The organism is Chitinophaga sp. 05T412, from assembly GCF_056396465.1.
Map to the genome: position 1 here is coordinate 360,875 of NZ_JBFTLN010000006.1, position 22,371 is coordinate 383,245.

16 protein-coding genes are annotated in these 22,371 nt (G+C 46.9%); 7 read left to right on the plus strand and 9 right to left on the minus strand.

What is annotated here, in order from left to right; genetic code table 11:
• Positions 1-21 precede the first annotated feature (21 nt).
• Entirely contained in the window at positions 22-1,398 is a 1,377-nt protein-coding gene (locus AC1DFM_RS16065; protein ID WP_477077745.1) for a redoxin family protein, read from the plus strand.
• 85 nt (positions 1,399-1,483) lie between these two features.
• On the opposite strand, the gene AC1DFM_RS16070 is transcribed toward AC1DFM_RS16065, so the two are convergent.
• The 4 genes from AC1DFM_RS16070 to AC1DFM_RS16085 form a co-directional block, all read right to left on the minus strand.
• Positions 1,484-1,627 (minus strand): hypothetical protein, encoded by a 144-nt coding sequence (locus AC1DFM_RS16070; protein WP_211970874.1) that lies wholly within the window; start codon positions 1,625-1,627, stop codon positions 1,484-1,486.
• 70 nt (positions 1,628-1,697) lie between these two features.
• A complete protein-coding gene (locus AC1DFM_RS16075; RefSeq protein ID WP_477077746.1) occupies positions 1,698-3,671 on the minus strand; it encodes an alpha-ketoacid dehydrogenase subunit alpha/beta in 1,974 nt (657 codons plus the stop codon).
• Positions 3,672-3,703: 32 nt separating this feature from the next.
• Positions 3,704-4,054, minus strand: coding sequence for a phage holin family protein (locus AC1DFM_RS16080; protein ID WP_477077747.1), 351 nt, complete (start codon positions 4,052-4,054; stop codon positions 3,704-3,706).
• Positions 4,055-4,176: 122 nt separating this feature from the next.
• The gene (locus tag AC1DFM_RS16085; RefSeq protein WP_477077748.1) at positions 4,177-5,109 is read right to left on the minus strand and encodes a hydroxypyruvate isomerase family protein; all 933 of its coding nucleotides are present in this window, start codon (positions 5,107-5,109) and stop codon (positions 4,177-4,179) included.
• 180 nt (positions 5,110-5,289) lie between these two features.
• Between AC1DFM_RS16085 and AC1DFM_RS16090 the strand changes: the two genes are divergently transcribed.
• From AC1DFM_RS16090 to AC1DFM_RS16100, 3 genes are all read left to right on the plus strand, one after another.
• Positions 5,290-6,255, plus strand: a complete 966-nt coding sequence (locus AC1DFM_RS16090; RefSeq protein WP_477077749.1) for a formylglycine-generating enzyme family protein — start codon at positions 5,290-5,292, stop codon at positions 6,253-6,255.
• A gap of 36 nt (positions 6,256-6,291) precedes the next feature.
• Positions 6,292-7,623, plus strand: a complete 1,332-nt coding sequence (locus AC1DFM_RS16095) for a Gfo/Idh/MocA family protein (protein WP_477077750.1) — start codon at positions 6,292-6,294, stop codon at positions 7,621-7,623.
• 108 nt (positions 7,624-7,731) lie between these two features.
• Complete coding sequence (locus tag AC1DFM_RS16100) at positions 7,732-9,024, plus strand: D-alanyl-D-alanine carboxypeptidase/D-alanyl-D-alanine-endopeptidase (protein ID WP_477077751.1); 1,293 nt, start codon at positions 7,732-7,734, stop codon at positions 9,022-9,024.
• Here AC1DFM_RS16100 and AC1DFM_RS16105 read toward each other — a convergent pair.
• Both AC1DFM_RS16105 and AC1DFM_RS16110 read right to left on the minus strand, forming a co-directional pair.
• Positions 9,021-9,674, minus strand: a complete 654-nt coding sequence (locus tag AC1DFM_RS16105; RefSeq protein ID WP_477077752.1) for a hypothetical protein — start codon at positions 9,672-9,674, stop codon at positions 9,021-9,023. The two genes, AC1DFM_RS16100 and AC1DFM_RS16105, sit on opposite strands and share 4 nt — an antisense overlap.
• 105 nt (positions 9,675-9,779) lie before the next feature.
• Positions 9,780-11,180, minus strand: coding sequence for a carboxypeptidase-like regulatory domain-containing protein (locus tag AC1DFM_RS16110; RefSeq protein WP_477077753.1), 1,401 nt, complete (start codon positions 11,178-11,180; stop codon positions 9,780-9,782).
• A 702-nt stretch (positions 11,181-11,882) separates the two neighbouring features.
• Here AC1DFM_RS16110 and AC1DFM_RS16115 point away from each other — a divergent pair.
• Together AC1DFM_RS16115 and AC1DFM_RS16120 are read left to right on the plus strand one after the other, a co-directional pair.
• Positions 11,883-14,954, plus strand: coding sequence for a SusC/RagA family TonB-linked outer membrane protein (locus AC1DFM_RS16115; protein WP_477077754.1), 3,072 nt, complete (start codon positions 11,883-11,885; stop codon positions 14,952-14,954).
• A 10-nt stretch (positions 14,955-14,964) separates the two neighbouring features.
• Positions 14,965-16,728, plus strand: a complete 1,764-nt coding sequence (locus AC1DFM_RS16120) for a RagB/SusD family nutrient uptake outer membrane protein (RefSeq protein WP_477077755.1) — start codon at positions 14,965-14,967, stop codon at positions 16,726-16,728.
• A gap of 74 nt (positions 16,729-16,802) precedes the next feature.
• On the opposite strand, the gene AC1DFM_RS16125 is transcribed toward AC1DFM_RS16120, so the two are convergent.
• The 3 genes from AC1DFM_RS16125 to AC1DFM_RS16135 are packed head-to-tail and all read right to left on the minus strand — an operon-like array spanning position 16,803 to position 20,749.
• On the minus strand, positions 16,803-18,251 hold the full coding sequence (locus AC1DFM_RS16125) for a Gfo/Idh/MocA family protein (protein WP_477077756.1): 1,449 nt from the start codon (positions 18,249-18,251) through the stop codon (positions 16,803-16,805).
• A gap of 48 nt (positions 18,252-18,299) precedes the next feature.
• A complete protein-coding gene (locus AC1DFM_RS16130) occupies positions 18,300-18,992 on the minus strand; it encodes a gluconate 2-dehydrogenase subunit 3 family protein (RefSeq protein ID WP_477077757.1) in 693 nt (230 codons plus the stop codon).
• A 17-nt stretch (positions 18,993-19,009) separates the two neighbouring features.
• On the minus strand, positions 19,010-20,749 hold the full coding sequence (locus tag AC1DFM_RS16135) for a GMC family oxidoreductase (protein ID WP_477077758.1): 1,740 nt from the start codon (positions 20,747-20,749) through the stop codon (positions 19,010-19,012).
• Between the two features lie 82 nt (positions 20,750-20,831).
• On the opposite strand from AC1DFM_RS16135, the gene AC1DFM_RS16140 reads away from it, so the two are divergent.
• On the plus strand, positions 20,832-22,307 hold the full coding sequence (locus tag AC1DFM_RS16140; RefSeq protein ID WP_477077759.1) for a gluconokinase: 1,476 nt from the start codon (positions 20,832-20,834) through the stop codon (positions 22,305-22,307).
• Positions 22,308-22,371: the final 64 nt, after the last annotated feature.

A 22,371-nucleotide genomic window follows, 5' to 3' on the forward strand; every position in this document is an offset into this window, starting at 1 on the left:
AACCATTAAAAGAAACCAGTAATGAAGTTACATCGACTAATGCCGGTGATGGCCGCTATGGCTTTTACCGGTGCGTACGCCGGACCTGTACCCGGATCTTCCCTTGCCGTTATTCAGGGCAAAGCCGTTAATGAAAAAGTAAAGAAAGTAACCCTCTACGCTGTAGCTGAAGGACGTAAAGAAGAAGTTGCCACCGCAGTGGTGAATGAAAGCCACAACTTCGCCTTTGCATTACCTGCACCTAAAGAAGGATTCTATTACTTGTCTACAGGTACGAGGGGACGGGATGCCCGGGTATACCTGAAATCCGGCGATCAACTGCAGCTTACTTTAAATGGCAGCGACTACACCGTACAGGCTGGATCTGCTGAAAACAAAGCCCTGCAGCAATGGGAGCAGCAGCTGAAACCCATTATAACACAAGGAGCGGGGATGGATACCTCCACTTATATGTCGTATTTCCCGAAGTTGGAAGCTTTTACGCCTAAAGTTGCTGCTTTGAAAAAAGCAGTAAATACGCCCAACAAGAAATTCAACGACCTGCTGAAATACACCATGGACAATGATGTAGAGTATGCAGCTATGCTGTTTTTGCTMACACCGCACACTGTTCATCCAACCATAGCGCAGCGCCCCGCGTATTACAAACAGGTGATACAGGATCAAAAGTACAATGATGCCCGCTTACTCCTGGATGGCGATGGAGCGGCTATTATTAATCTTTACGCCACCTTTCAGTTGATCACAGTTGAGCTAAAGGAAAAGGCTAAAGCAACTGACCGCTTACGGAATACCGCTGCCTTATTTGGCAACGACAGTGTGAAGGCAGTTGCTATCACCCAATTTCTGAGCGCGTACAATACTTTTGAAGCGCTTACAGAGGCAATTGCGCCGGTGCAGCAATACCTGGTTACAGATCTGCAGAAAGAGCGTTATAAGGCTTATGAAAAAAGCCTCCGCCACTTTGCTGCTGGTGAGCCAGCGATCGACTTCTCTGGGGAAGACGTAAGTGGTAAAAAGGTTGCCTTGAAAGATTTGAAAGGAAAGGTAGTAGTAGTAGATGTTTGGGCTACCTGGTGTGGTCCCTGCAAAGCAGAAATGCCTCATCTGAGCAAGCTGGAGGAAGAAATGGAAGGAAAAAATGTAGTATTCCTGGGCTGCTCCGTAGATGAAGCCAAAGACAAACAAAAATGGGTTGATTTTGTGAATAAGCAGGAAATGAAAGGGACACAGATTTTCATGAGCGGCTGGAGTGATATCACCAAAAACTATGATATCAAAGGGATTCCCCGGTTCATGGTATTTGACCAGCAGGGCAACATTGTAACTATTGATGCACCTCGTCCGTCTGAGCCGGCGCTGAAGACTTTGATAGAGAAAGTATTGGCTAAGGGATAAAAAAGTTCCGATAGCAGACATACAAAAGGCTTCCCATTACAGGAAGCCTTTTGTTGTATAGTGCGATGTGAAAAAGCGGATGTTGTTAGATTTTTGCGTACTTCACCCAGGCGTAAATAAACATTGCAGCAAAAACAATAATGGCTACAGGCGCCAAAAAGTGACCAATACTATCGCCAACTTTATAAAAGTTAGTGGTGTGTACTACTGTTAAAAGATTCGTCAACATAGTATAATGATTTAATTAATTCCGGATGCAAATTAAAACTTTCGGCCCAAATTCCCAATCAAAGGTACTATTACCATGTGGTTAATTGTCCAATACACTCATCCAGCCTTGATTTGGCGAGAAAATTTTTTTCCAGCGCCCCTGCAAACGGAATGGGGGTATCCAGGCTGGCGCATCGCATTACCGGGGCATCTAGCAGGGAAAAGCAGTGTTCGGCAATCCAGGCCGCTATTTCGGCGCCAAAGCCGCCGGTGAGCGTGTCTTCGTGGAGTACTAGCACTTTGCCGGTGGCCGCTACTATTTCCCGGATAGCGGTGTAATCCAGAGGCACCAGGGTACGCAGGTCCAGTATACCAATAGAGATCTCCGGATGCTGAATGGCATACTCCATAGCCCAGTGAACACCACTGCCATAGGTGATAATGCTGATGTCTTCTCCGGACTGTATGAGTGCGGCCTTTCCTATTTCAATTGTGTAGTAATCTTCTGGTACACTGCCGGTGACGCTCCGGTAAAGGGCTTTGTGCTCAAAAAACATAACCGGGTTCGGGTCGGCAATAGCCGCGGTCAGTAGGCCTTTAGCATCAGCCGGGGTGGCAGGATATACTACTTTCAGGCCGGGAACATGTGTAAACCAGGCTTCGTTACTCTGAGAGTGGAAGGGGCCGGCCCCAACGCCGGCGCCGGTGGGCATGCGAATCACTACATCGGCGGGTTGTCCCCAGCGGTAATGTATTTTAGCCAGGTTGTTCACAATCTGGTTAAAACCGCACGTCACAAAATCGGCAAACTGCATCTCCATCACGCTTTTGAAGCCGCCAATAGACAATCCCAGGGCCGCGCCCACAATAGCGCTTTCACATAAGGGCGTGTTGCGTACCCTGTCTTTCCCAAAAATCTCTACTAAACCTTCTGTGATTTTAAAGGCGCCCCCATATTCAGCAATATCCTGTCCCAGGAGGATAAGCTCAGGATGCTTTTCCATGGCTTGTTTTAAGCCATCGGAGATAGCGTTGATAAAACGTTTTTCGGAAGATAGCCCCGCAGCGGCCACCACGGCGGGAGCGGGGGCATACAGGTCGTTGACTTCTGTTGAGGTATTGGCAATAATGGGCGTGTCTACCAGTCCACGGGCTACTGCCGCTTCAATGTCGTGTTTCAGTTCCTCGCGAATGGCGGTAATGTCTGCAGCAGTATAGATATTGGCTTCTTGTAGCCAGGTTTCATATTGCAGAATAGGATCTTTCTTTCCCCATTCCTCAAAAAGGGCCGGTGGCACGTATTTCACGCCACTGGCTTCTTCATGGCCCCGCATGCGGAAGGTCATGGCTTCTATCAGCACGGGCTTTTGCTCTTGAATAGCATAAGCCCGCGCGGTACGCACCGTTTGGTACACTTCCAGCAGGTTGTTACCATCAATTTGTACGCCTTCCATGCCATACCCGATGGCTTTATCCACCAGGCTGGCGCAATGATATTGTTCTGCAACGGGCGTACTCAGCCCGTAGCCATTGTTTTCAATGAGAAAGATAACCGGAAGACCCCATACGGCAGCCACATTGAGGGCTTCGTGGAATTCGCCTTCACTGGTGCCTCCTTCGCCGGTAAAAGCGAGGGATACTTTCTTTTCTTTTTTCAGTTGATGTGCGAGGGCAATTCCATCGGCAATAGACAGCTGTGGCCCCAGGTGCGAAATCATGCCGCAAATGTGATGTGTGGGACTGCCAAAATGAAAAGAGCGTTCCCGCCCTTTGCTGTAGCCATGTTCGCTACCCTGCCACTGCAGCAATAGCTTGTCCAGTGGCATATCACGGGTGGTAAATACGCCAAGGTTGCGATGCAGTGGCATGATCCATTCGTCTGCATCCAGCGCCAGGGTTGCGCCTACGGCAATAGCTTCCTGGCCTATGCCCGAAAACCATTTACTGATTCTTCCCTGTCGCAATAGCAACAGCATCTTTTCCTCTATCAGCCGCGGATAAAGCAGGGCTTTATAGAAGGATTGTAATTGGGCATCGCTCAGGTCCGACCGGTCAAAGTACATGGATTGGTTTTTTAACAGGCAGTGAGGTAAAACTAATCGTTGTTATTGCCTGCAATACTGAGCATCACACTATTGATGATGGTCATGATAATACTGAACAGCAATGCCCACCAGAAGCCATCTACTTTGAAGCCTGGTACCAGCTTTGCCGCCAGCAGAATAATCAATGCATTGATAACAAAAAGGAATAAACCCAGTGTAACGATGGTAACCGGGAAGGTAAGTACTACCAGCAATGGCTTTACCAATGCATTTAACAGGGCTAATACCAAAGCCAGGATCAGGGCGGTAATAAAGTCATCAACTTTTACAGCAGGCTTTAAGAGGTAAGCGGTTAACATGGCAGCTAAGGCACTAACTAGTATGCGGAGCAGAAAACCCATAGCAGATTGTTTTACTAGTTAAGATAACGAAAAAAGAATTACGAAAAGCGGGGGCACGAATAACGGGGTGCGGAAAGCGCAGCCGACTGCTACCTTTCTGCACCCCGCTATGGTTGTATTATTTACAGAAAACTATCTGCGTCTCTATAAGCTTTAATCAGGGCTGCTTCTCCTTCTTTACCTTTTCCGGAGATGCCGTGTTCCATACCGAGTACTCCTTTGTATCCTTTTTTATGAAGATGCTTAAAAATATTTTTATAGTTGATTTCACCGGTGCCTGGTTCCTGACGGCCTGGATTGTCGCCAATCTGTATGTAGGCAATTTCATCCCAGCACATATCCAATACCGGAATCAGGTTACCCACATTGCGTTGCATGTGATAGATGTCGTATAAAATTTTGCAGGAAGGACTTTTCACCGCTTTACAAATTTCAAAGCTCTGTTCTGCAGTGCGGAGAAACAATTCGGGTGTATCGCTCAGTGGTTCCAGTACCATCACTAAACCATGAGGCTCAAATATTTCTGCACCGGCGCGCAGGGCGTCTACTACATGCGCGGTTTGGATACCCATAGGAAGGTTACGGTCAAAGAATCCCGGAACAACAGTGGCCCATTTGGCATTACAGCGTTTAGCGGTTTCTACGCTGTCTTTACAGGTTTTAATAAACGCATCTTTAAATTCCTGCTTACCGGTAGTCAGTGAAGTTTTCCAGTTGTTGCCGGTGTCTACCACAAACACGCCCATTTGCATACCTAATTTGTTCAGCAGTTCTCCTATTTTGGATTGCTCGGCAGATGGGCGTCCTAACATACCATTGTCTTCGATAGAGCGGAAGCCCTGGTCGTACGCGTATTTTATCTGGTCGAGGAAATTTTCGCCGGCATTATTTTTAAACATGCCATCGTGCGGACCATAGTTCAGGTTAAAAGGTTTTCCTTTCACATCGTTACTGTTACTGCCTGCTGCGGCTTGTGCGCTATTGCCAATGCTTCCCAGTGCCAATGCTGAAATGCCGGCCAGGGTGCCATTTTGCAGGAATTTTCTTCTTTCCATAACGTTAGAATTGATTATAGGTAATGATAGGAGCTAAATTTAATAGGTTTTGCAAGGAAAAGCTAATATTCATGAAAAATTTTCAATTCATCAGCCATTATTCACATTCATCAAAAAATATTGCTTTCCAAATTGCTTTTTTTTAAATTCACCCACTTTATATTTTTTCAATCACGTTAGATGACTAAACCGTATGTGGCCTTACTGCTGAGTGGTCTACTCAGCCAGGTAGTAGTAGCGCAATCAAGCCAGGCGTTCGAAACTTATAGCCAGCAAATTCCCGGCACAGATGTCAGTTTCAAGATGGTGGCCATCAAGGGCGGAAATTTTAAACTGGGTAGTCCGGATAATGAAAAAGGCAGGAAGAATGATGAAGGCCCTGCTAAAGAGGTACAGGTATCTGATTTTTGGATAGGAGCTACAGAAGTGACTTTCGATGAATACGACATTTATTCCGATGCGGAAAAAGATAAAACGCCCGTACCGGATGGTATGACCCGTCCCAGCCCACCATATATTGATCTTACTTTGGGAATGGGCAAAGCTGGCGGTTTTCCTGCCAACAGCATGAGCCAGTACGCGGCCCTGATGTATTGCAAATGGCTGTACATCAAAACCGGTGTATTCTATCGACTGCCTACTGCGGCAGAATGGGAATATGCCTGTAGAGCCGGTTCTGCCACCGCTTATCCTTTCGGTGCAGATGCTGGCCAATTGAAAGACTACGCCTGGTACAAAAACAACAGCGAACAGAAATACCATAAGGTAGCGCAGTTGAAACCCAACGCATGGGGATTATATGACATGCTCGGCAACGTAGAAGAATGGACCATGGATCAATACGAAGAAAATGGCGTGGCTACCGCGCAGGCGCAAAACCCCTGGACTGTACCCACTGCCAAAACCCCGCGACTGCTGAAAGGTGGTAGCTTCCAGGATGAAGCCCCGCTGCTGCGCAGCGCCGCCCGCCTGAAATCAGATCCAATTTGGAATCGCCGCGATCCACAGATACCTAAAAGCTCCTGGTGGAACGCCGACGCCCCTTTTGTTGGATTTAGAATAGTGCGTCCGGTGAAACAACCAACAGCCGCAGAAGCGGAACAGTTTTTTGAAGACATGATCGCGAAATATAAAGGTGCACGCTAGAAAAACTCAACATCCTAAAATCTAAAAAATCTATTCATGGACAACGAAAAGAAATTCCACGGTGAGGGCCGCCGCGAATTCGTAAAGCAAACTTCTTTGCTTGCGGGTGGATTGCTGGCGATGCCTATCTTATCTAAAGCTAACTTTTTCTCCGGATCTAATGATGTCATTAAAATTGCACTGATTGGTTGTGGTGGCCGTGGTACCGGCGCTGCTACACAGGCCCTGAGCACCAAAGAAAACGTGCAACTGGTGGCCATGGCAGATGCATTCCCCGATAGACTGGCCGACAGCTACGCCAATATCAAAGAAGCGCTAGGCGATAAAGCCAACCGCGTAAATGTTCCGGAAAGCAATAAATTCATTGGTTTCGACGCATATAAACAAGCCATCGCATTGGCTGATGTGGTAATACTGGCTACCCCTCCGGGTTTCAGGCCTTTTCATTTTGAAGAAGCCATTCGCCAGGGTAAACACGTGTTTATGGAAAAGCCGGTAGCAACTGATCCAGCCGGTATTAAAAAAGTGCTGGAAGCTGCAGCTGTGGCTAAAACTAAAAAACTGAACGTAGTAGTAGGACTGCAACGCCGCTACCAAAATTCTTACCGCGAACTGTACAAACGCTATAAAGATGGTATCATCGGCGATATGCTGTCTGCACAGGTGTGGTGGAATCAGGGCGCCCTGTGGGTAAAACCACGTAAACCAGAGTATACCGAAATGGAATACCAGATGCGCAACTGGTACTACTTCAACTGGTTGTGTGGAGATCATATCGTAGAACAACATATTCACAACATTGATGTGGGTAACTGGTTCATGGGCGAAACACCAGTATCAGCAGGTGGTATGGGCGGTCGCGCTGTACGTACCGGTAAAGAATACGGTGAAATTTATGATCACCACTATGTAGAATACCGCTATGCTAACGGTGTAGTCATGAACAGCCAGTGCCGCCACTGGAAAGATGCGCCCAGCAAAGTAGATGAGGAAATTGTAGGTACAAAAGGCCGTATCCTCTGTGATAAAGCACAGATTGTGGATCACAAAGGAAAAGTATTGTACCAGTTTGATAAGAAAAAGGAAAACAATCCTTATCAAACAGAGCACGATGAACTATTTGCCGCCATCGCAAAAGGAGAATACAAATTTGCCGATGCAGAAAGAGGCGCCCAGGCAACACTGAGTGCTATCATAGGCCGACTGGCCACCTACTCCGGTCAGAACATCGATTGGAATGTAGCGCTGAACTCCGGTCTGGATCTGCATCCTAAAACATATTCATTTGATGCGCAACCGCCAGTAATGCCGGACGCATCTGGTAATTATGCTTATGCGAAACCAGGTATTACCAAATATTTTACCTGAGAAAAAGTAAACAAGTAACATTTCGGATCAGGGATTTGCGGAAGGATTTGTCATCAGATCTTTTCACAAATCCCTGATTTCGTAAGGTACAATTCGTAATTTCCTGCTATGAAAAGAACGTTCCTGCTGATAACATCCCTGTTTTTATTGACCACGGCTACTGCACAGGTAGCGGCCATTAAGAAATGGGCAGAATCGGAATTGTTACATCGCACCCCCATGGAGCAGGCCCATGTAGGGATTTGTATCTATGAACCAGCTACCGGAAAATACTGGTACCAATACCAGGACCATAAGTTTTTTACGCCCGCTTCCAACATGAAAATCTTCTCCCTCTACACAGGGTTGAAGCTGCTGGGCGACTCACTACCTGCTGCCCGCTACTATGAAAATGATACCGCGTTGTTTGTAAAAGGGATGGGCGATCCGTCTTTCCTGCACCCGGAATTCGCCTACCAGCCATTGTTACAGCTGCTATTGCAAACCAATAAAAAGATTTACCTGGTACMCGGCGTAGATATGAACCAGCGCTATGGTTCAGGCTGGGCCTGGAATGATTATGCAGATGATTACCAACCAGAGCTTAACGAATGGCCGATGTACGGTAACGTGGCACGTATCCGCCACCGTGGCGATAGCAACAGCATTGTACCTGCTACCTTTGATCTGGATATTACAGTAGATGACACCCTCAGTGAAGCTATCCCTACCAGGGACGAACGCCATAATTTCTTCTTCCTGAAATATAACCCCCGCAGCAAGGAAATCATCAATGCAGAGGTGCCCTTTATTACCGGGTCTGTAACTGATTTGCGGCAGCGGCTGGAAGATACATTGCATAAGCGTGTCGGGCTGGCTGTTACACCGCCGAAAGTAAAATTTAATATCCTCCGCAGCATACCTGTGGATTCCCTGTTTGTTCCCATGATGCACCGCAGCGATAACTTCTATGCGGAACAAACCCTGATGATGGCTTCGTCGCTGCTATGGGATACCATCAGCAGTGAAAAAATGATCGACTACCTGTTAGCGAACGACCTAAAAGGACTACCAGATTCGCCGCAATGGAAAGATGGCTCCGGGCTTTCGCGGTACAACCTGTTTTCCCCGGCTGATTTTGTGGCCGTGCTACAATTGATGCAACAGCAGTTCCCGAAGGAAAGGCTATGGGAGATCCTGCCTACTGGTGGAAAAGGAACACTGAGGAACTACTACCAGCAACAATTTGTACATGCAAAAACCGGCACTATAAACGGAGTGGTTACGCTTAGTGGCTACCTGGTAACAAAGAAAAATAAGCAGCTGGTATTTAGTGTACTGGTGAACAATCACCACGAATCTGCCACCAGTGTGAGAAGAGCAGTAGAACGGTTACTCACTATGGTGTGGAAGGAATATTAAGGCAGTAATGTATATCCAAGAATAGTAGTGGTATCAGTCAACTGGTCTGCTTCTATCAGGCCCACGCCCCGGCCGTAATAGCTGGTGGAGATGGTGCCTACAGAAACAGGGTTGTTAAGTATGATGGCGTAGGCGTCCATTCTTACGGCGATCACTTCCGCAAAATCTTTCCCGTTTACATTTTTAGTAATCCCTTTCTGGGTAATGGTATATTCCAGGATGCCGGAACTGGTGGCGCCGCCGTTACTCACGGTGATGGTATCTTTCCAGGTAGTACCGGCAGGGGCATTATCTTTCAAATAAGTGAGCCGCAGGTCATCCGCGCTATATCCCTGAAAAGTAAGGATGCTGGCTACCTGGGTATAAATACCGTCTTTACAGTTGGAGCAGGTGAAAACGCTGTCGTTGCCCACAATTTTATACACATTGCCATTAATCGTTGTATCGCCTGAAACCGTAAACGTATACCGGATGGTGTCTTTCGCACTATTTACATTCATGTAGGAAAAGGAGGAGCCTTTAGTATATGGGGCGTAGTCGCAGTTGCTGGCTGGCGGGGTATTATTATCTTCCCTGCTCATTTCCTTACTACAGGAAAATAGCAGGGACATGGATGCAAGGATAGCGATGAGAAAGTAACGGTTTTTCATAACACTATATGCTTTGTGATATCTCTATAACGTTGTTAAGTATAAATTTATGCAAAAAAAGCCATTAGCCGATCAAGCTAATGGCTTCTAATTAGTTATGCTTAATTATTGGGCGGAAGTTAAATCGCAGGCCAACAAATCTTTGATATAGTCTTTAGGCGTTACCACCATATCGCTGGATACTGATTTATTGGTATCGGTATCTATTGCTTTGAAATAAGCGGTGGTGTTGTCGGTATTGCAACGGATAATGCCGATCGCGTACTTGCCGTCAGTTAATGGGCTGCGATATTCCACGCCATCTACGGTAATAAATACAGCACCGTTTTTAACGGCCACTTTGCTGCAGTTGGTGACTAAACCACTGAAGTGCAAATAGCGGTCGGTCAGCGGATTTAATCTCAATACACCCAGATTGGTACTATCCTGGAAGGGACCGATAATACGAGATTCAATAATGGTGTTACATCCGTTGGATACCATCAGGGTAAGGGTTTCATTTTTTGAAATATGACCGGCAAATACGCCCTCTTCATTCGTCGATCCAAAAGAGTGATGTCCAATACCGCCTTTGAAACCCAGGGATACATTCCGCAATGGGGTACCATTGGCATCCTGCACGCTTATACGGAAGTTCACGGTGTTGAATGACAGCGCCGGTGTCCAGGTAGTAAAGTATTTTAAGGTGCCGGTATAGTTATCGCCTGATTTGGTAGCGCTGCCATCTTCGCGCCATACGCGCGAGCTGTCTTCGAAATGCCAGAGAGGAACCGCATCTGGTGCTATACTTTTAAGGGTGGCAGGAATCGACATTTTAAAGGCAACAGATTTGCTGGTATCCAGATGCAGCTTTTCGCCGCTTTCGCTCTGAAGTTCCAGCGCCATCATTCCGAACGACTGAATGGCCGTGAGTGTATTGCTTTTAGTGATGGCACGCAGGTCGCCGGGCATGATGTCTGCGTAATCAGCGCGCTCCGGATTAACAGGGGCATAAAACAGCGATACTTTGCCGGAATAAGGCTTATTATCGGCTCCCAGCACTTGTTGGGCTACAAAGGTGAACTGGGTATTGGAAACGGTGATAGTGCCACCGGCAGCAGCATCAAATACACCCACTGATTTTTTAGGCAATAATTGTATGCGAACAAACTGTAATTTATCGGGTGTGGCTATACGAAAAGTACGAACACCGGTGAAATAACCTGTTTTTTGTGCAGTAACCACCGCAGCTACTTCGTTGGCATTCACTTTGGCAAACTGGAAGCTGCCGTTGGCATCGGTGGTAGCTGTAAGCTCCCCGCATTTTACGGTGGCGCCGGTTACTGGCTTATTGGTTTCATCCAGTATGATACCCTGGATAGCGCTGCTTACTTTCTTGTCCGGGATAGGAGATTGTATACCATTGTTAGCATTAGGGTCCGGAAAATTAAAATTAGTGCTGCTCTTGTTACAGGCCATGAATATGCTTACAGGAAGAATAAACAAGCATAACTTTTTCTTAAACATAGAAGTTTTAATATTTGAAAAGTTGATAAATAGGAATCTTTTCCCGCTTCGTTTTCTTTGTTTTAGTGCTACAGCCTTTACTACAGCGATTGTTCACCGATAAATGGCAATAAAAAATATTACTTACAGTAAAAGGAGGGATTTATCAGAGACGGGTAACGATAAAGCCTTCTTTTTCATACGTATACCCTAAACGGATGGCGGACAAAAAAGTTACTTTCTCACGGCCGGATCATGAAAATGAATGCGATGGCGTTCCGGACTCGAAAATTTAGAACAATTGTAAAAAGTACATTTATTTTTAGAAAATAATTAAAGCATTTAGCAATAACTTACGTACTGATGATTACCTATTTGTAGAAATAAAAATCCACGTAATATTTTTCACTTGTGACGCGGGCATCCTTGTAGCAGTAGTAAAACCCGGATAAACCAAAATTTGAATATCACTTAAATCAAAAAAAACTTGTTACGCGATTGCCCTCTGGGACAGGAAAAACCATCGCAGCAAACCAGAATTTGAACATTAAATAAACAACAACAACATTTTATTGTAGCGCGCAATTGCCTCCAGGGGCAAGAAAAACCATGATAGTAAACCAAAATTTGACTAACAAAACCACACATGTATGCTTTACCATTTAGTTGTATAAGAACTAAGTAATAACCGGCATTTTCATCATCCTCTAAATCACTTGTAGCATGAATCCACGTTATGCTAAGGCTATGCTATTGCTATGCCTGTTAGCAACTACTACCCGTGCCGTTAACGCACGTATGCCCATGCCCAGCGTATGGCAGCAAGGTAACCTCACTGTAAAAGGTAAGGTGAAAGACATCAATGGCAACCCGTTGCCCGGCGTTACCGTGTTGGTGAAAGACACGAAAAAAGGCGCCACCACAGATGAAAAAGGAAACTATGTATTAAACGATGTAAAAAAAGATGCGATCCTCGTATTTCAGTACATCGGTTTTGATGCACAGGAAGTTAAAGTAGAAGGAAAAGCCAGCATCAATCTGGTGTTGAAAGAAAATCAGAAAACCCTGGATGAATACGTGGTCGTAGGTTACGGTACACAAAAGAAAGTCACCAAAACCGGCGCTGTATCTTCTGTAAAAGGGGCGGAGTTACAGCAGTCGCCCAATGTGAATATCTCTAACTCACTGGTAGGGCGTATTCCAGGCGTTATTGCAGTGAATAACAGTGGTGAGCCGGGTTATGATGGCTCGCGTATTTTTATTCGCGGTAGAAGCACGCTGGGTAACAGTAATCCGCTGGTAGTCATCGATGGTTTTCCCAGAGATGGTTTTGAGCGAATGAACCCTAACGACATCGAAAGCGTATCTATTCTGAAAGATGCGGCTGCAGCCATTTACGGCTCCCGCGCAGCCAACGGTGTTATCCTCGTCACCACCAAAAGAGGTAAAGGTGGTAAACCTACACTGAGTTATGGATTTAACCAATCATTTGTAACACCTACCAGGCTGCCTAAAATGGCCGACGCACCTACTTATGCAAAGGTGGTGAACGAAATCCTTAAGTATGGCGGCGATGCGCCCAAATATTCAGATGAACAAATCAAGAAATTCGGCGATGGATCTGATCCCTGGCTCTATCCTAATACCAACTGGTACGATGCTGCTATCAAGAAATATTCACTGCAGAACAGACATGATTTATCACTCAGTGGAGGTACCGATAGAATGTCGTACTTCGTTTCCCTGGGCTCCCTATTCCAGGATGGTATCTATAAACACAGTGCTACCAACTACAAGCAACAAAATGTGCGAGCCAACCTCGATGCGGTAGTGAATGATTACATCCGCCTGCGCTTCGATCTGGCTGGCCGCCTGGAAAACAGGAACTTCCCGCCGCGCAGCGCCGGTTCCATCTTCCGCTCACTGATGCGTGGACGCCCTACTGAAAACGCTATCTGGCCCAATGGATTGCCCGGCCCGGATATTGAATACGGTGACAACCCCGTAGTAACAGGAACTAACGCTATTGGTTACACGAACGACAAGAACTATGTAATCAATACTAATATGTCGGCCGTAGTAAATATCCCATGGGTAGAAGGATTATTTGTAGATGGAAGCTTCGCCTATGACCAGAATTTCGACTTCTATAAATCGTTTATTAAGCCATGGACCTTATACACCCTGGCAGATGTGAATGACCCTACACATAAGCTGAATGCGGCTTCCAGAGGAGTAAGTGCGCCGGAACTGACAGAGCAATATGGTACCTTACGACAAACGACCGTGAACTTCAAAGTGAATTATGTACGTTCTTTCGGCAAACATAATTTGAGCAGCTTTATCGCTTTTGAACAGGCTACGCTAAGGAATGACAACTTTTCAGCAAATCGTAAATATTTTATCAGTGACAAGCTGGATCAGCTGAGCCTGGGCGCTGATAAAGAGAAGAGTAACAGCGGTAGCGGATTTGAATACGCCCGCCGCAATTACTTCGGACGTATTTCCTATAACTATAAAGAAACCTACCTGTTCGACTACAACATGCGCTACGATGGCTCTCAGAACTTCCCTGAAGGCAGACGTATGGGCTTGTTCCCTGGTGCATCCGCCGGTTGGGTATTATCAAATGAAGGCTTCTGGAAGAAAAGCATCCGTACATTGGATTACTTTAAGCTCCGTGCTTCCTGGGGCCAGATGGGTAACGACCAGATTGATCCTTTCCAATACCTCAGCACCTACGGCTTTAGCGGCGGCGGTGTAATGTTTGGTGGCGACCTGAATAAAGGTATCTATCAGCTGCGTTCTCCCAATAGTGCCATTACCTGGGAAGTAGCCAATAACTACGATGTCGGCATTGAAGCCAAAATACTCGGCGATAAACTGGCGTTTGAAGGCGACTATTTTTTAACCCGTCGTTCCAATATCCTTGTTAGCCGCAGCTTATCCATGCCTGGATATACCGGTATGACTTTACCACAAGAGAATATTGGCCGGGTAGAAAACAAAGGTTTCGAGATGGTCATCTCCCATAAAAATGATATCAAAAAATTCCATTATGAGGTAATCGGTACTATTACACACGCGAAAAACAAAATCCTGTATTGGGATGAAACGCCGGGAGTACCAGCCTGGCAACAGTCTACCGGCAAGCAAATAGGCGCACCGTTGTATTATAAAGCCATCGGCATTTATAAGGATGCAGACCAGGTTAAAAATACACCCCACCTCAGTGGCGCAAGACCCGGTGACGTAATTTTTGCCAACATCAACGACAAAGATGATGTAATTGATGATTTGGACCGCGTGCGGCTGGATCGTACCGAAAACCCTACCTGGATCTTTGGTTTAACCTTCACCGCGAAATTCAAAAACTTCGACTTTACTATGTTATGGCAAGGTGCTACCGGCGCCAGCCAGTACCTGCGCACAGAATCAGGATTGATCGGCAACTTCCCCATGGCTTTTGTAAAAGACCGCTGGACAGAAGACAACCCCAATGCCTCCTGGCCAAGAGCGTATGATCGTGACCGTGAGTACTGGGTAAATCGCCAAAATACTTTCTGGTACTGGAATACAGATTATGCGCGTTTAAAAACGCTGGATCTTGGATATAACATTCCTGGTAAAGTTTGCAAGCGTATTGGGTTACAAAATCTGCGGGTATATGTAAGTGGACAGAACCTGCTGACCATCGACAAAGTGAAAATCTTTGATCCGGAAGCGCCCAGTGGAAGCGGCCAATACTATCCTCAAACCAAGATTTACAACGTGGGATTAAACGTCACCTTTTAATTAATGAGCCATGAAAAAAGTAACAATTAAATATATAGCAGCAGCCGTACTGTTAATCACTGCGGCTACCAGTTGTAATAAAGACTTCCTGGAAAAAAAGCCACTCAATGAATATGAGGAATCCGACGTGTGGAAAGATGTGGGATTGGTGCAGGCATTTGTAAATGATCTGTATGTACAGATGCGTCCTGGATTTAATGAGGTAATGCTTTCCTCTATGTCGGATGAAAGCCGCTTTATCCACGACTACAACACCTCACGTGTGGTACAGGGCAATGCCTCTGCGGATGATATAGGTAGATTAGATGAATTTGCCAGATGGGATGCACATTATAAAGAGATAAGGAACTGCAACATGTTCCTGGAAAAAGTAGATTCTGTACCCTTTACAGATGAAAGCCAACGCACACGCATGAAAGGAGAAGTGCATTTTATGCGTGCCTGGTATTATCATATGTTGGTGAGGTTTTACGGAGGTGTTCCTTTGATTACTAAAACATTCAACATCAAAGGAAATGAACAGGAAATACTGAATATCAAACGCGCTACATTCAAAGCCTGTATTGATTTCATTGCCGCAGAATGTGATAGCGCGGCTAAACAACTGCCATTGAATTATGAGGCGCCCACCAGTAAAGGCCGGCTCACAAGAGCCGCGGCTTACGCTTTAAAGTCAAGAATATTGCTGTTTGCTGGCAGCGATTTGTTTAATGGACATGCGCCCAACGAATTGATGGGATACACCGGCACAGGGCAACAAGCCGTGCTGTTAAAGGCGGCAAAAGATGCCGCAGATTCTGTGATGAATTTGAACGGGCGGCAAATGTATAGCCTTTATCATCCCACTGATTCCGCTGCAGAAAACTATTCCCGTGTTTTCCTGGATAAGGATAACCCGGAGTTGATTTTTGTAAAGCAGTATGATAAAGCATTGTTAGGCACCTCACATGACCTGTATAATGGTCCTAATGGTTACCATAACTGGGGAGGAAATGTGCCCATCGAAAACTTTGTATCTGGCTACCAGATGAAAGATGGTAGTAATTTTTCCTGGGCTAATCAGGCACAGGCCAAGGCTCCATATAAAGATCGTGATCCACGCTTTTACGCTACTATTCTGTATGATGGTGCAAAATGGAAACCCCGTCCTGCTGATGGCGCCAAAATAGATCCCGTTGGGATTATACAAACCGGGAAATATGAGGCCCTCAATGGAAAGGACAGTGTTTGGGGATTGGATACCCGCAACAGTACCATTGAAAACTGGAATGGTACCTTTTCCGGTTACTATCTCCGCAAGTTTATGGACAAAAACCTGGATGCACAGTTCTTCCGGGGAGATCAGAACTGGATCTTTTTCCGTTATGCAGAAGTATTGTTGAATTATGCCGAAGCGTGCATTTGGCTCGGCCAGGAGCCTGAAGGACAACGGGTACTTAATCAAATCAGGGCCAGAGCGGGTATGCCGTTAATTAATGCTACCGGTAATGCGCTGAAAGAAGCCTTGAAATATGAGCGGCGCTATGAGCTGGCATATGAAGAACACCGCTTTTTCGATGCCCGCCGCTGGTATGATGTAGCACCTGTGGCCTTTAATGAAGATGCCAAAGGCATAGAGGTATTAGGGTCACAAATAGCGGGACATCCATTTACCTACCGGGTGATTGATATACAGGCACGTGCATTTATAAAACAGAAGAACTATCTGTTGCCGATTCCTGCCAGTGAAATCAGGAAGAACGCCAACCTGGAACAACAAAAAGATTATCAATAAACAGCGGCTATAAAAAGAAATGCAGCGGAGAGCTCTTCCGCTGCATTTTTATTTTTGCTGTACTTCAATAAAAGTTAAACGCCGAGTGACCAACCATCGCGGTAATTACGTTTCACGAATTGGTTAGCTTCATCGAAGTTGGTAATCTTCATATTAGCGCCATCCCAAAGTAGTTTGATATAACGGCCAGGATAATCAAATCCTTTACCGTTGGCTTTAGCCTTGCGGATATCAAAGCTACGTATCGCGAGGTTCGCCATCAGGATACTTTCTGTGAGTGGTCCTGCAATGTCGAACGGAGAGCTCAGCGATTTTTGCTGTTTGCTACCATAACCGGCAATAGCGGCGTTTACCCATTGTACGTAGTGACCTTCCGGTACGCGTGCAATAGTTTGTGGAACGCTGTCTGTGCGGGTAGTAGGCAACAATTTAGGATACATACCATAGGTGCCGCACATCATTTTTCCTTTATCGCCAATGAAGATGGCGCCATTACCACCGTCTCCCATTACTTCATTAGGACCCAGTTCTGGAGGACGTTCTGGCTGAATACCACCATCCATCCAGTGCAGGGTTACTTCCTTGCCGTTTTTACCAGGGAATTTCATGATCACATGAGAAGAAGGAGGGCAGCTTTCAGGGAAGTAGCCACGATTGAATTCTCCTACGTATACGCTACCTACACTACATTCTACGGAAGTAGGGTAGCCGAGGCCCAATACACGGAAAGGAGGTTCAATGATATGGCAACCCATATCGCCGATAGCGCCGGTACCGTAATCCCACCAGCCACGCCAGTTGAAAGGCACCAGGTTATCTATGTAATCTTTTTTAGGCGCGGTACCTAACCACAGGTCCCAGTTCAGTTCTTTCGGAACATCCTGGCGGGTAGTAGGCCAGGGCACACCCTGTGGCCATACCGGACGATCTGTCCAGCAGTAAACGGTGTGTACATCGCCAATTAAGCCGGCATTGTACCACTCCATCAGTTGACGCACACCATCTCCGGAGGAGCCCTGGTTACCCATCTGGCTCACCACTTTGTATTTGTTGGCGCCTTGTGTAAGCATACGGGCTTCGTAGATGTCGTGTGTTAACGGCTTCTGAACGTATACATCTTTCTTCAGCTGCATAGCACCCATGGCAGCCACCGCGTGGGTGTGGTCTGGTGTGGATACAGATACGGCATCGAAATTTTTGTGTTCCTTGTCAAACATTTCCCGGAAGTCGGTATAGAACTTCGCTTTAGGAAATTTCTTTACTGCTTCGGCGGCGCGACGGGAGTCAACGTCACAGAGGAAAGTAATATCAGCCGGACCTTTAGCAAATTCAGATATATCGCTGAAGCCTTTACCGCCAACACCGATACCTGCTACACGCAGGCGATCGCTGGGCGCTACGTAGCCCCGGCCTAATACATGACGTGGAACTATCATGAAACCGGCAGCGGCAAGCGCGCCGTTTCTCAGGAATGATCTGCGGGAGACACTGTTTTCCCCCTCATTCTTTTTTTCTGGAATCATTGATGTGAAGTTTTCTGGATTTAAGTTATGAAATAGCAATTTTAGTCGTTAGTCCCAGGTCATCAGCTTACCCCTGTCTTCTATTTTAAGGCAGGTAGCCAATGTTTTTTCATCATAGGCATAACCATATTGCTTCAGCACATCTGCGGGTACACCATCCCATTCGTTGGGGGTATTGCCCACATAGTTCAGGTCTTTCATACCTATCTTACTGGTAAAAAATCCTGTGGCCGTAAGATTACGCATCCGGTTAAAAAACGCAACGCCCTGGCTGTTTTCCGGGCTTGCTTTTTCCGGATAGGCAATCAGGTCAACGATTTCTATCCGTTGTTGTTCATTGCATTCAGCAAATGACTTATTATATCGTTTGGCACATTGTACATCCAGCCAACGCAAGCCGCCCCGCATAGGCAACTGATGTTCCGGCATGTCTTTTACAATGAAAGCAATGAATTCAGGTACTTTGGCATCGGAAGCACTGCCCGAATGAGCATCTGCCGGAATGATAATATCCGCCAGAATAGTGATGGTTTTCATTTCTTCCGGAGTGAAGAAATTATCTTCCATCAAAGCTTTATCCCGTTTTACTTCGTCTGGTGTACGGCCATAGCCGGGCGTTTTGGCAACTTCCTCTTTTTTGCCTTCCGTTCCCTTCTTATCCTCACAACCAGTGGCGGATAAGATGGTACCTACTGATAACGTACCCAGTGCAATGGCCCGAAGTGATTCTCTTCTATCCATGAAAAAAACTTAAAAGATTAGAGATTCTGTTTTTTCAATTGGTCTACAATATATTCTGATGCCCGCATAGACAGCGCCAATATAGTCCAGGTCGGATTTTTATCTGCCTGTGATACAAATGCGCCACCGTCTACTACGAAGAGATTTTTCACTTCGTGTGCCTGGTTGAATTTATTCAACACAGATTTGCCAGGATCATCGCCCATACGGGTAGTACCTACTTCATGAATGATACGTCCGGGGTTTTCCAGACCGTATTTAGTATCTGCGCCAGGCTTGGTGCCGTTGGCGATACCACCCATTTCATGAATGATCTGCTCAAAGGTATCCTGCATGTGTTTGGCCTGTTTGATTTCATGATCGCTCCAGGTGTAGTTGAAACGGAGTACCGGAATACCAAACTTATCTACCACGTTCGGATCTATTTCGCAATAGTTATCTTCACGTGCAATACATTCGCCTCTTCCTGCAAAGCCAATCTGGGCGCCATAAAAGCGACGGTAGTCGTCTTTCAGAGAGGCGCCGTAGCCACCAGCGGCTTTTGTTTTGCCATCGCTTCCCGGATATTTACCATTCATGCGCTCCATGTTGAATCCGTAGCCGTAAGAGGGCATGTGCATACCTCCGCCAAACTCAATGTGGTAGCCACGTGCGAAGTCGAGTTTTTTATTGTCGGCCCACCAGGGGATATACAGGTGCATACCACCCACACCGTCTTCGTTATAGCGTTTGCGGTCCATCAGGTGTGGCAAAAACGCGCCACGGGAAGAACCGGTAGAATCGTGTAAGTATTTACCTACGATGCCGCTGGAGTTGGCCAGTCCATTCGGGTGTTTGGCCGATTTGGAGTTGAGCAGCAACCGGGCAGATTCGCAGGCGCTGGCGGCCAATACCACCACACGGGCATTAACAGAATATTCCTGCATGTCCGTTTTGTCGATATAAGCTACACCAGTGGCCTTGCCGCTGTTGTCCGTCATTACTTCACGCACCATGGCGTTGGTATACAGATCCACATGACCGCTTTTCATGGCTGGTTTTACCAGTACAGAAGAGGCGGAGAAATYGCCATACACGGTACAGCCGCGGCTACACTGGCTGCAGTAGAAGCAAGGGCTGCGGTCTTTATTTACAGAACGGGTGAGGATCGACAATCGCGCCGGAATAACGGGGATGCCTAAACGGTCACCCGCTTTTTTTATCATCAGCTCGTGGAGCCTGGGTTTGGGAGGAGGGAGGAAGAAGCCATCCGGTTCGTTGGGTAGGTTTTCTTTGGAGCCAAATACGCCGATCATCTTATCAACGCGGTCGTAATAAGGCGCTACGTCTTCATAGCTGATAGGCCAGTCGTCACCGAGGCCATCATAGCTTTTATGTTTAAAGTCGCGGGGACCAAAGCGCAGTGAAATACGGCCCCAGTGGTTGGTTCGGCCACCTAACATGCGGGAGCGGAACCAGTCGAATTCAGTGCCGTTCTTTTTCGTATATGGTTCACCGTTAATTTCCCACCCACCGTAGGCGGCGTCAAAGTCGCCGAATGGACGGGTAGTACTTGCGCCTCTCCTGGGCGATTCATACGACCATTTTAATTGAGTGGCCTGCTCGGGATCAGCCGGATCATACTTTGGACCTGCTTCCAGTAAGGCCACTTTCAGCCCTGCATCAGACAACATCTTTGCTGCCATGCCGCCGCCGGCACCGGAACCAACAATACAAACGTCATAAACCTTCCCCTGTTTTTTGATTTCGAAAGCCATTTGCGTRGATATTTTAGACTTTTTAGAAGAAACACCGGTTTTAAATCTATAAATTAAATGCGGAAAAAGGAAGGTTTTTTATATGAATGACCATACATCGTATATTATTGGCATAGATATCGGCACCAGCAGTACAAAATCGATTGTGCAGGGAATGAACGGAGAAATTCTGGCTGTTTTTCAGCAGGCCTATACCACCCAACATCCCCAGCCCGGGTATAGTGAACAGGACCCGGCCGCTATCCTGGATGCCGTAAAAGCCGGTATCCGCGCCGTAGTGGCCAAAGTGGGAGCGCCACCCGCTGCCATTTCCTTTAGTAGCGCCATGCATAGCCTGATGGTGGTCAATGCGGAGGGGATACCACTGACACCCCTCATCATCTGGGCCGACAACAGGAGCGAACCCCAGGCACTGGCGCTGCGCAATACTCCCGAAGGACAGCTGATATACCAGCAAACAGGTACCCCGGTTCACGCCATGTCGCCATTATGCAAAATTATGTGGCTGCGGGAGCAGGAGCCCGCTGTGTTTTCGCAAGGGGCACTATTTGTGGGCATCAAGGAATATGTTTTTCATCACTTCTTCCGAAACTATATAACAGACCATTCTATTGCGTCCGCCACCGGCTTATTCAATATTCACACACTACAATGGAGTGGGCCCGCGTTAGCAGCTGCTGGGATTACGGCAGAACGGCTGCCGGTTCCTGTTCCTGCCAGCCATATGATCCGTGGATTAACAGCGGATATGGCCCGGGAACTGGGTATTCCGGCCAATACGCCATTCGTTATTGGTGGCAGCGATGGCTGCCTGGCCCAATTGGGCAGTGGCGCTATGGACGCAGGCCATGCTACCCTGACTATCGGCACCAGTGGGGCCGTAAGGATGGCAGGGCAGCAGCCCCTCACGGATGCGCAGGCCCGTCTTTTTACCTATCTGCTCACAGATGATGTATATATCACTGGCGGCGCCACCAACAACGGCGGTGTGGTATTGCAATGGTTGCTGCGGGATTTTCTGCAAAGGCCACTCAGTGATTTGAATGAACTGGTAAATGACGCATTAACAGCCGATGCTGGCCAGTTGTTATGTTTGCCATATCTTCTGGGAGAACGGGCGCCGATATGGAACAGCCACGCCAGCGCGGCTTTCATTGGCATACAGCCCCAGCACACGGCCGCACATTTTACCCGCGCGGTGTTGGAAGGGATTTGTTTTGCCTTGTACAGCATTAAGACAGCGTTGTCTGAAACAGCAGGGCCGGTGCGAAAAATATCCGTGAGCGGCGGCTTTACCAGCTCTCCTGGCTGGATTCAGCTGATGGCAGACATCTTCGGGCAGGAAATGTACCTGCAACAGGAAAGTGATGCCTCTGCCTTGGGCGCTATTATATTGGCAGCCCGCGCGCTGGGATGGCCGGAGCCAGATAATGGCAAAGCCGCAACAGATAAGGTATTCAAGCCGGATCTGCAAAAGTGGGAAGGATATCAACGGAAATACCGGCGCTTTCTGCTATTATATAAACAACTGGAAGGTTGTTTTGGGGAGATGGAATAGTAATATTTCTAAAGAGAAAAGCGAAGAAAGAAACCATTGCTGATGGCCCTTCTTCGCTTTTCCC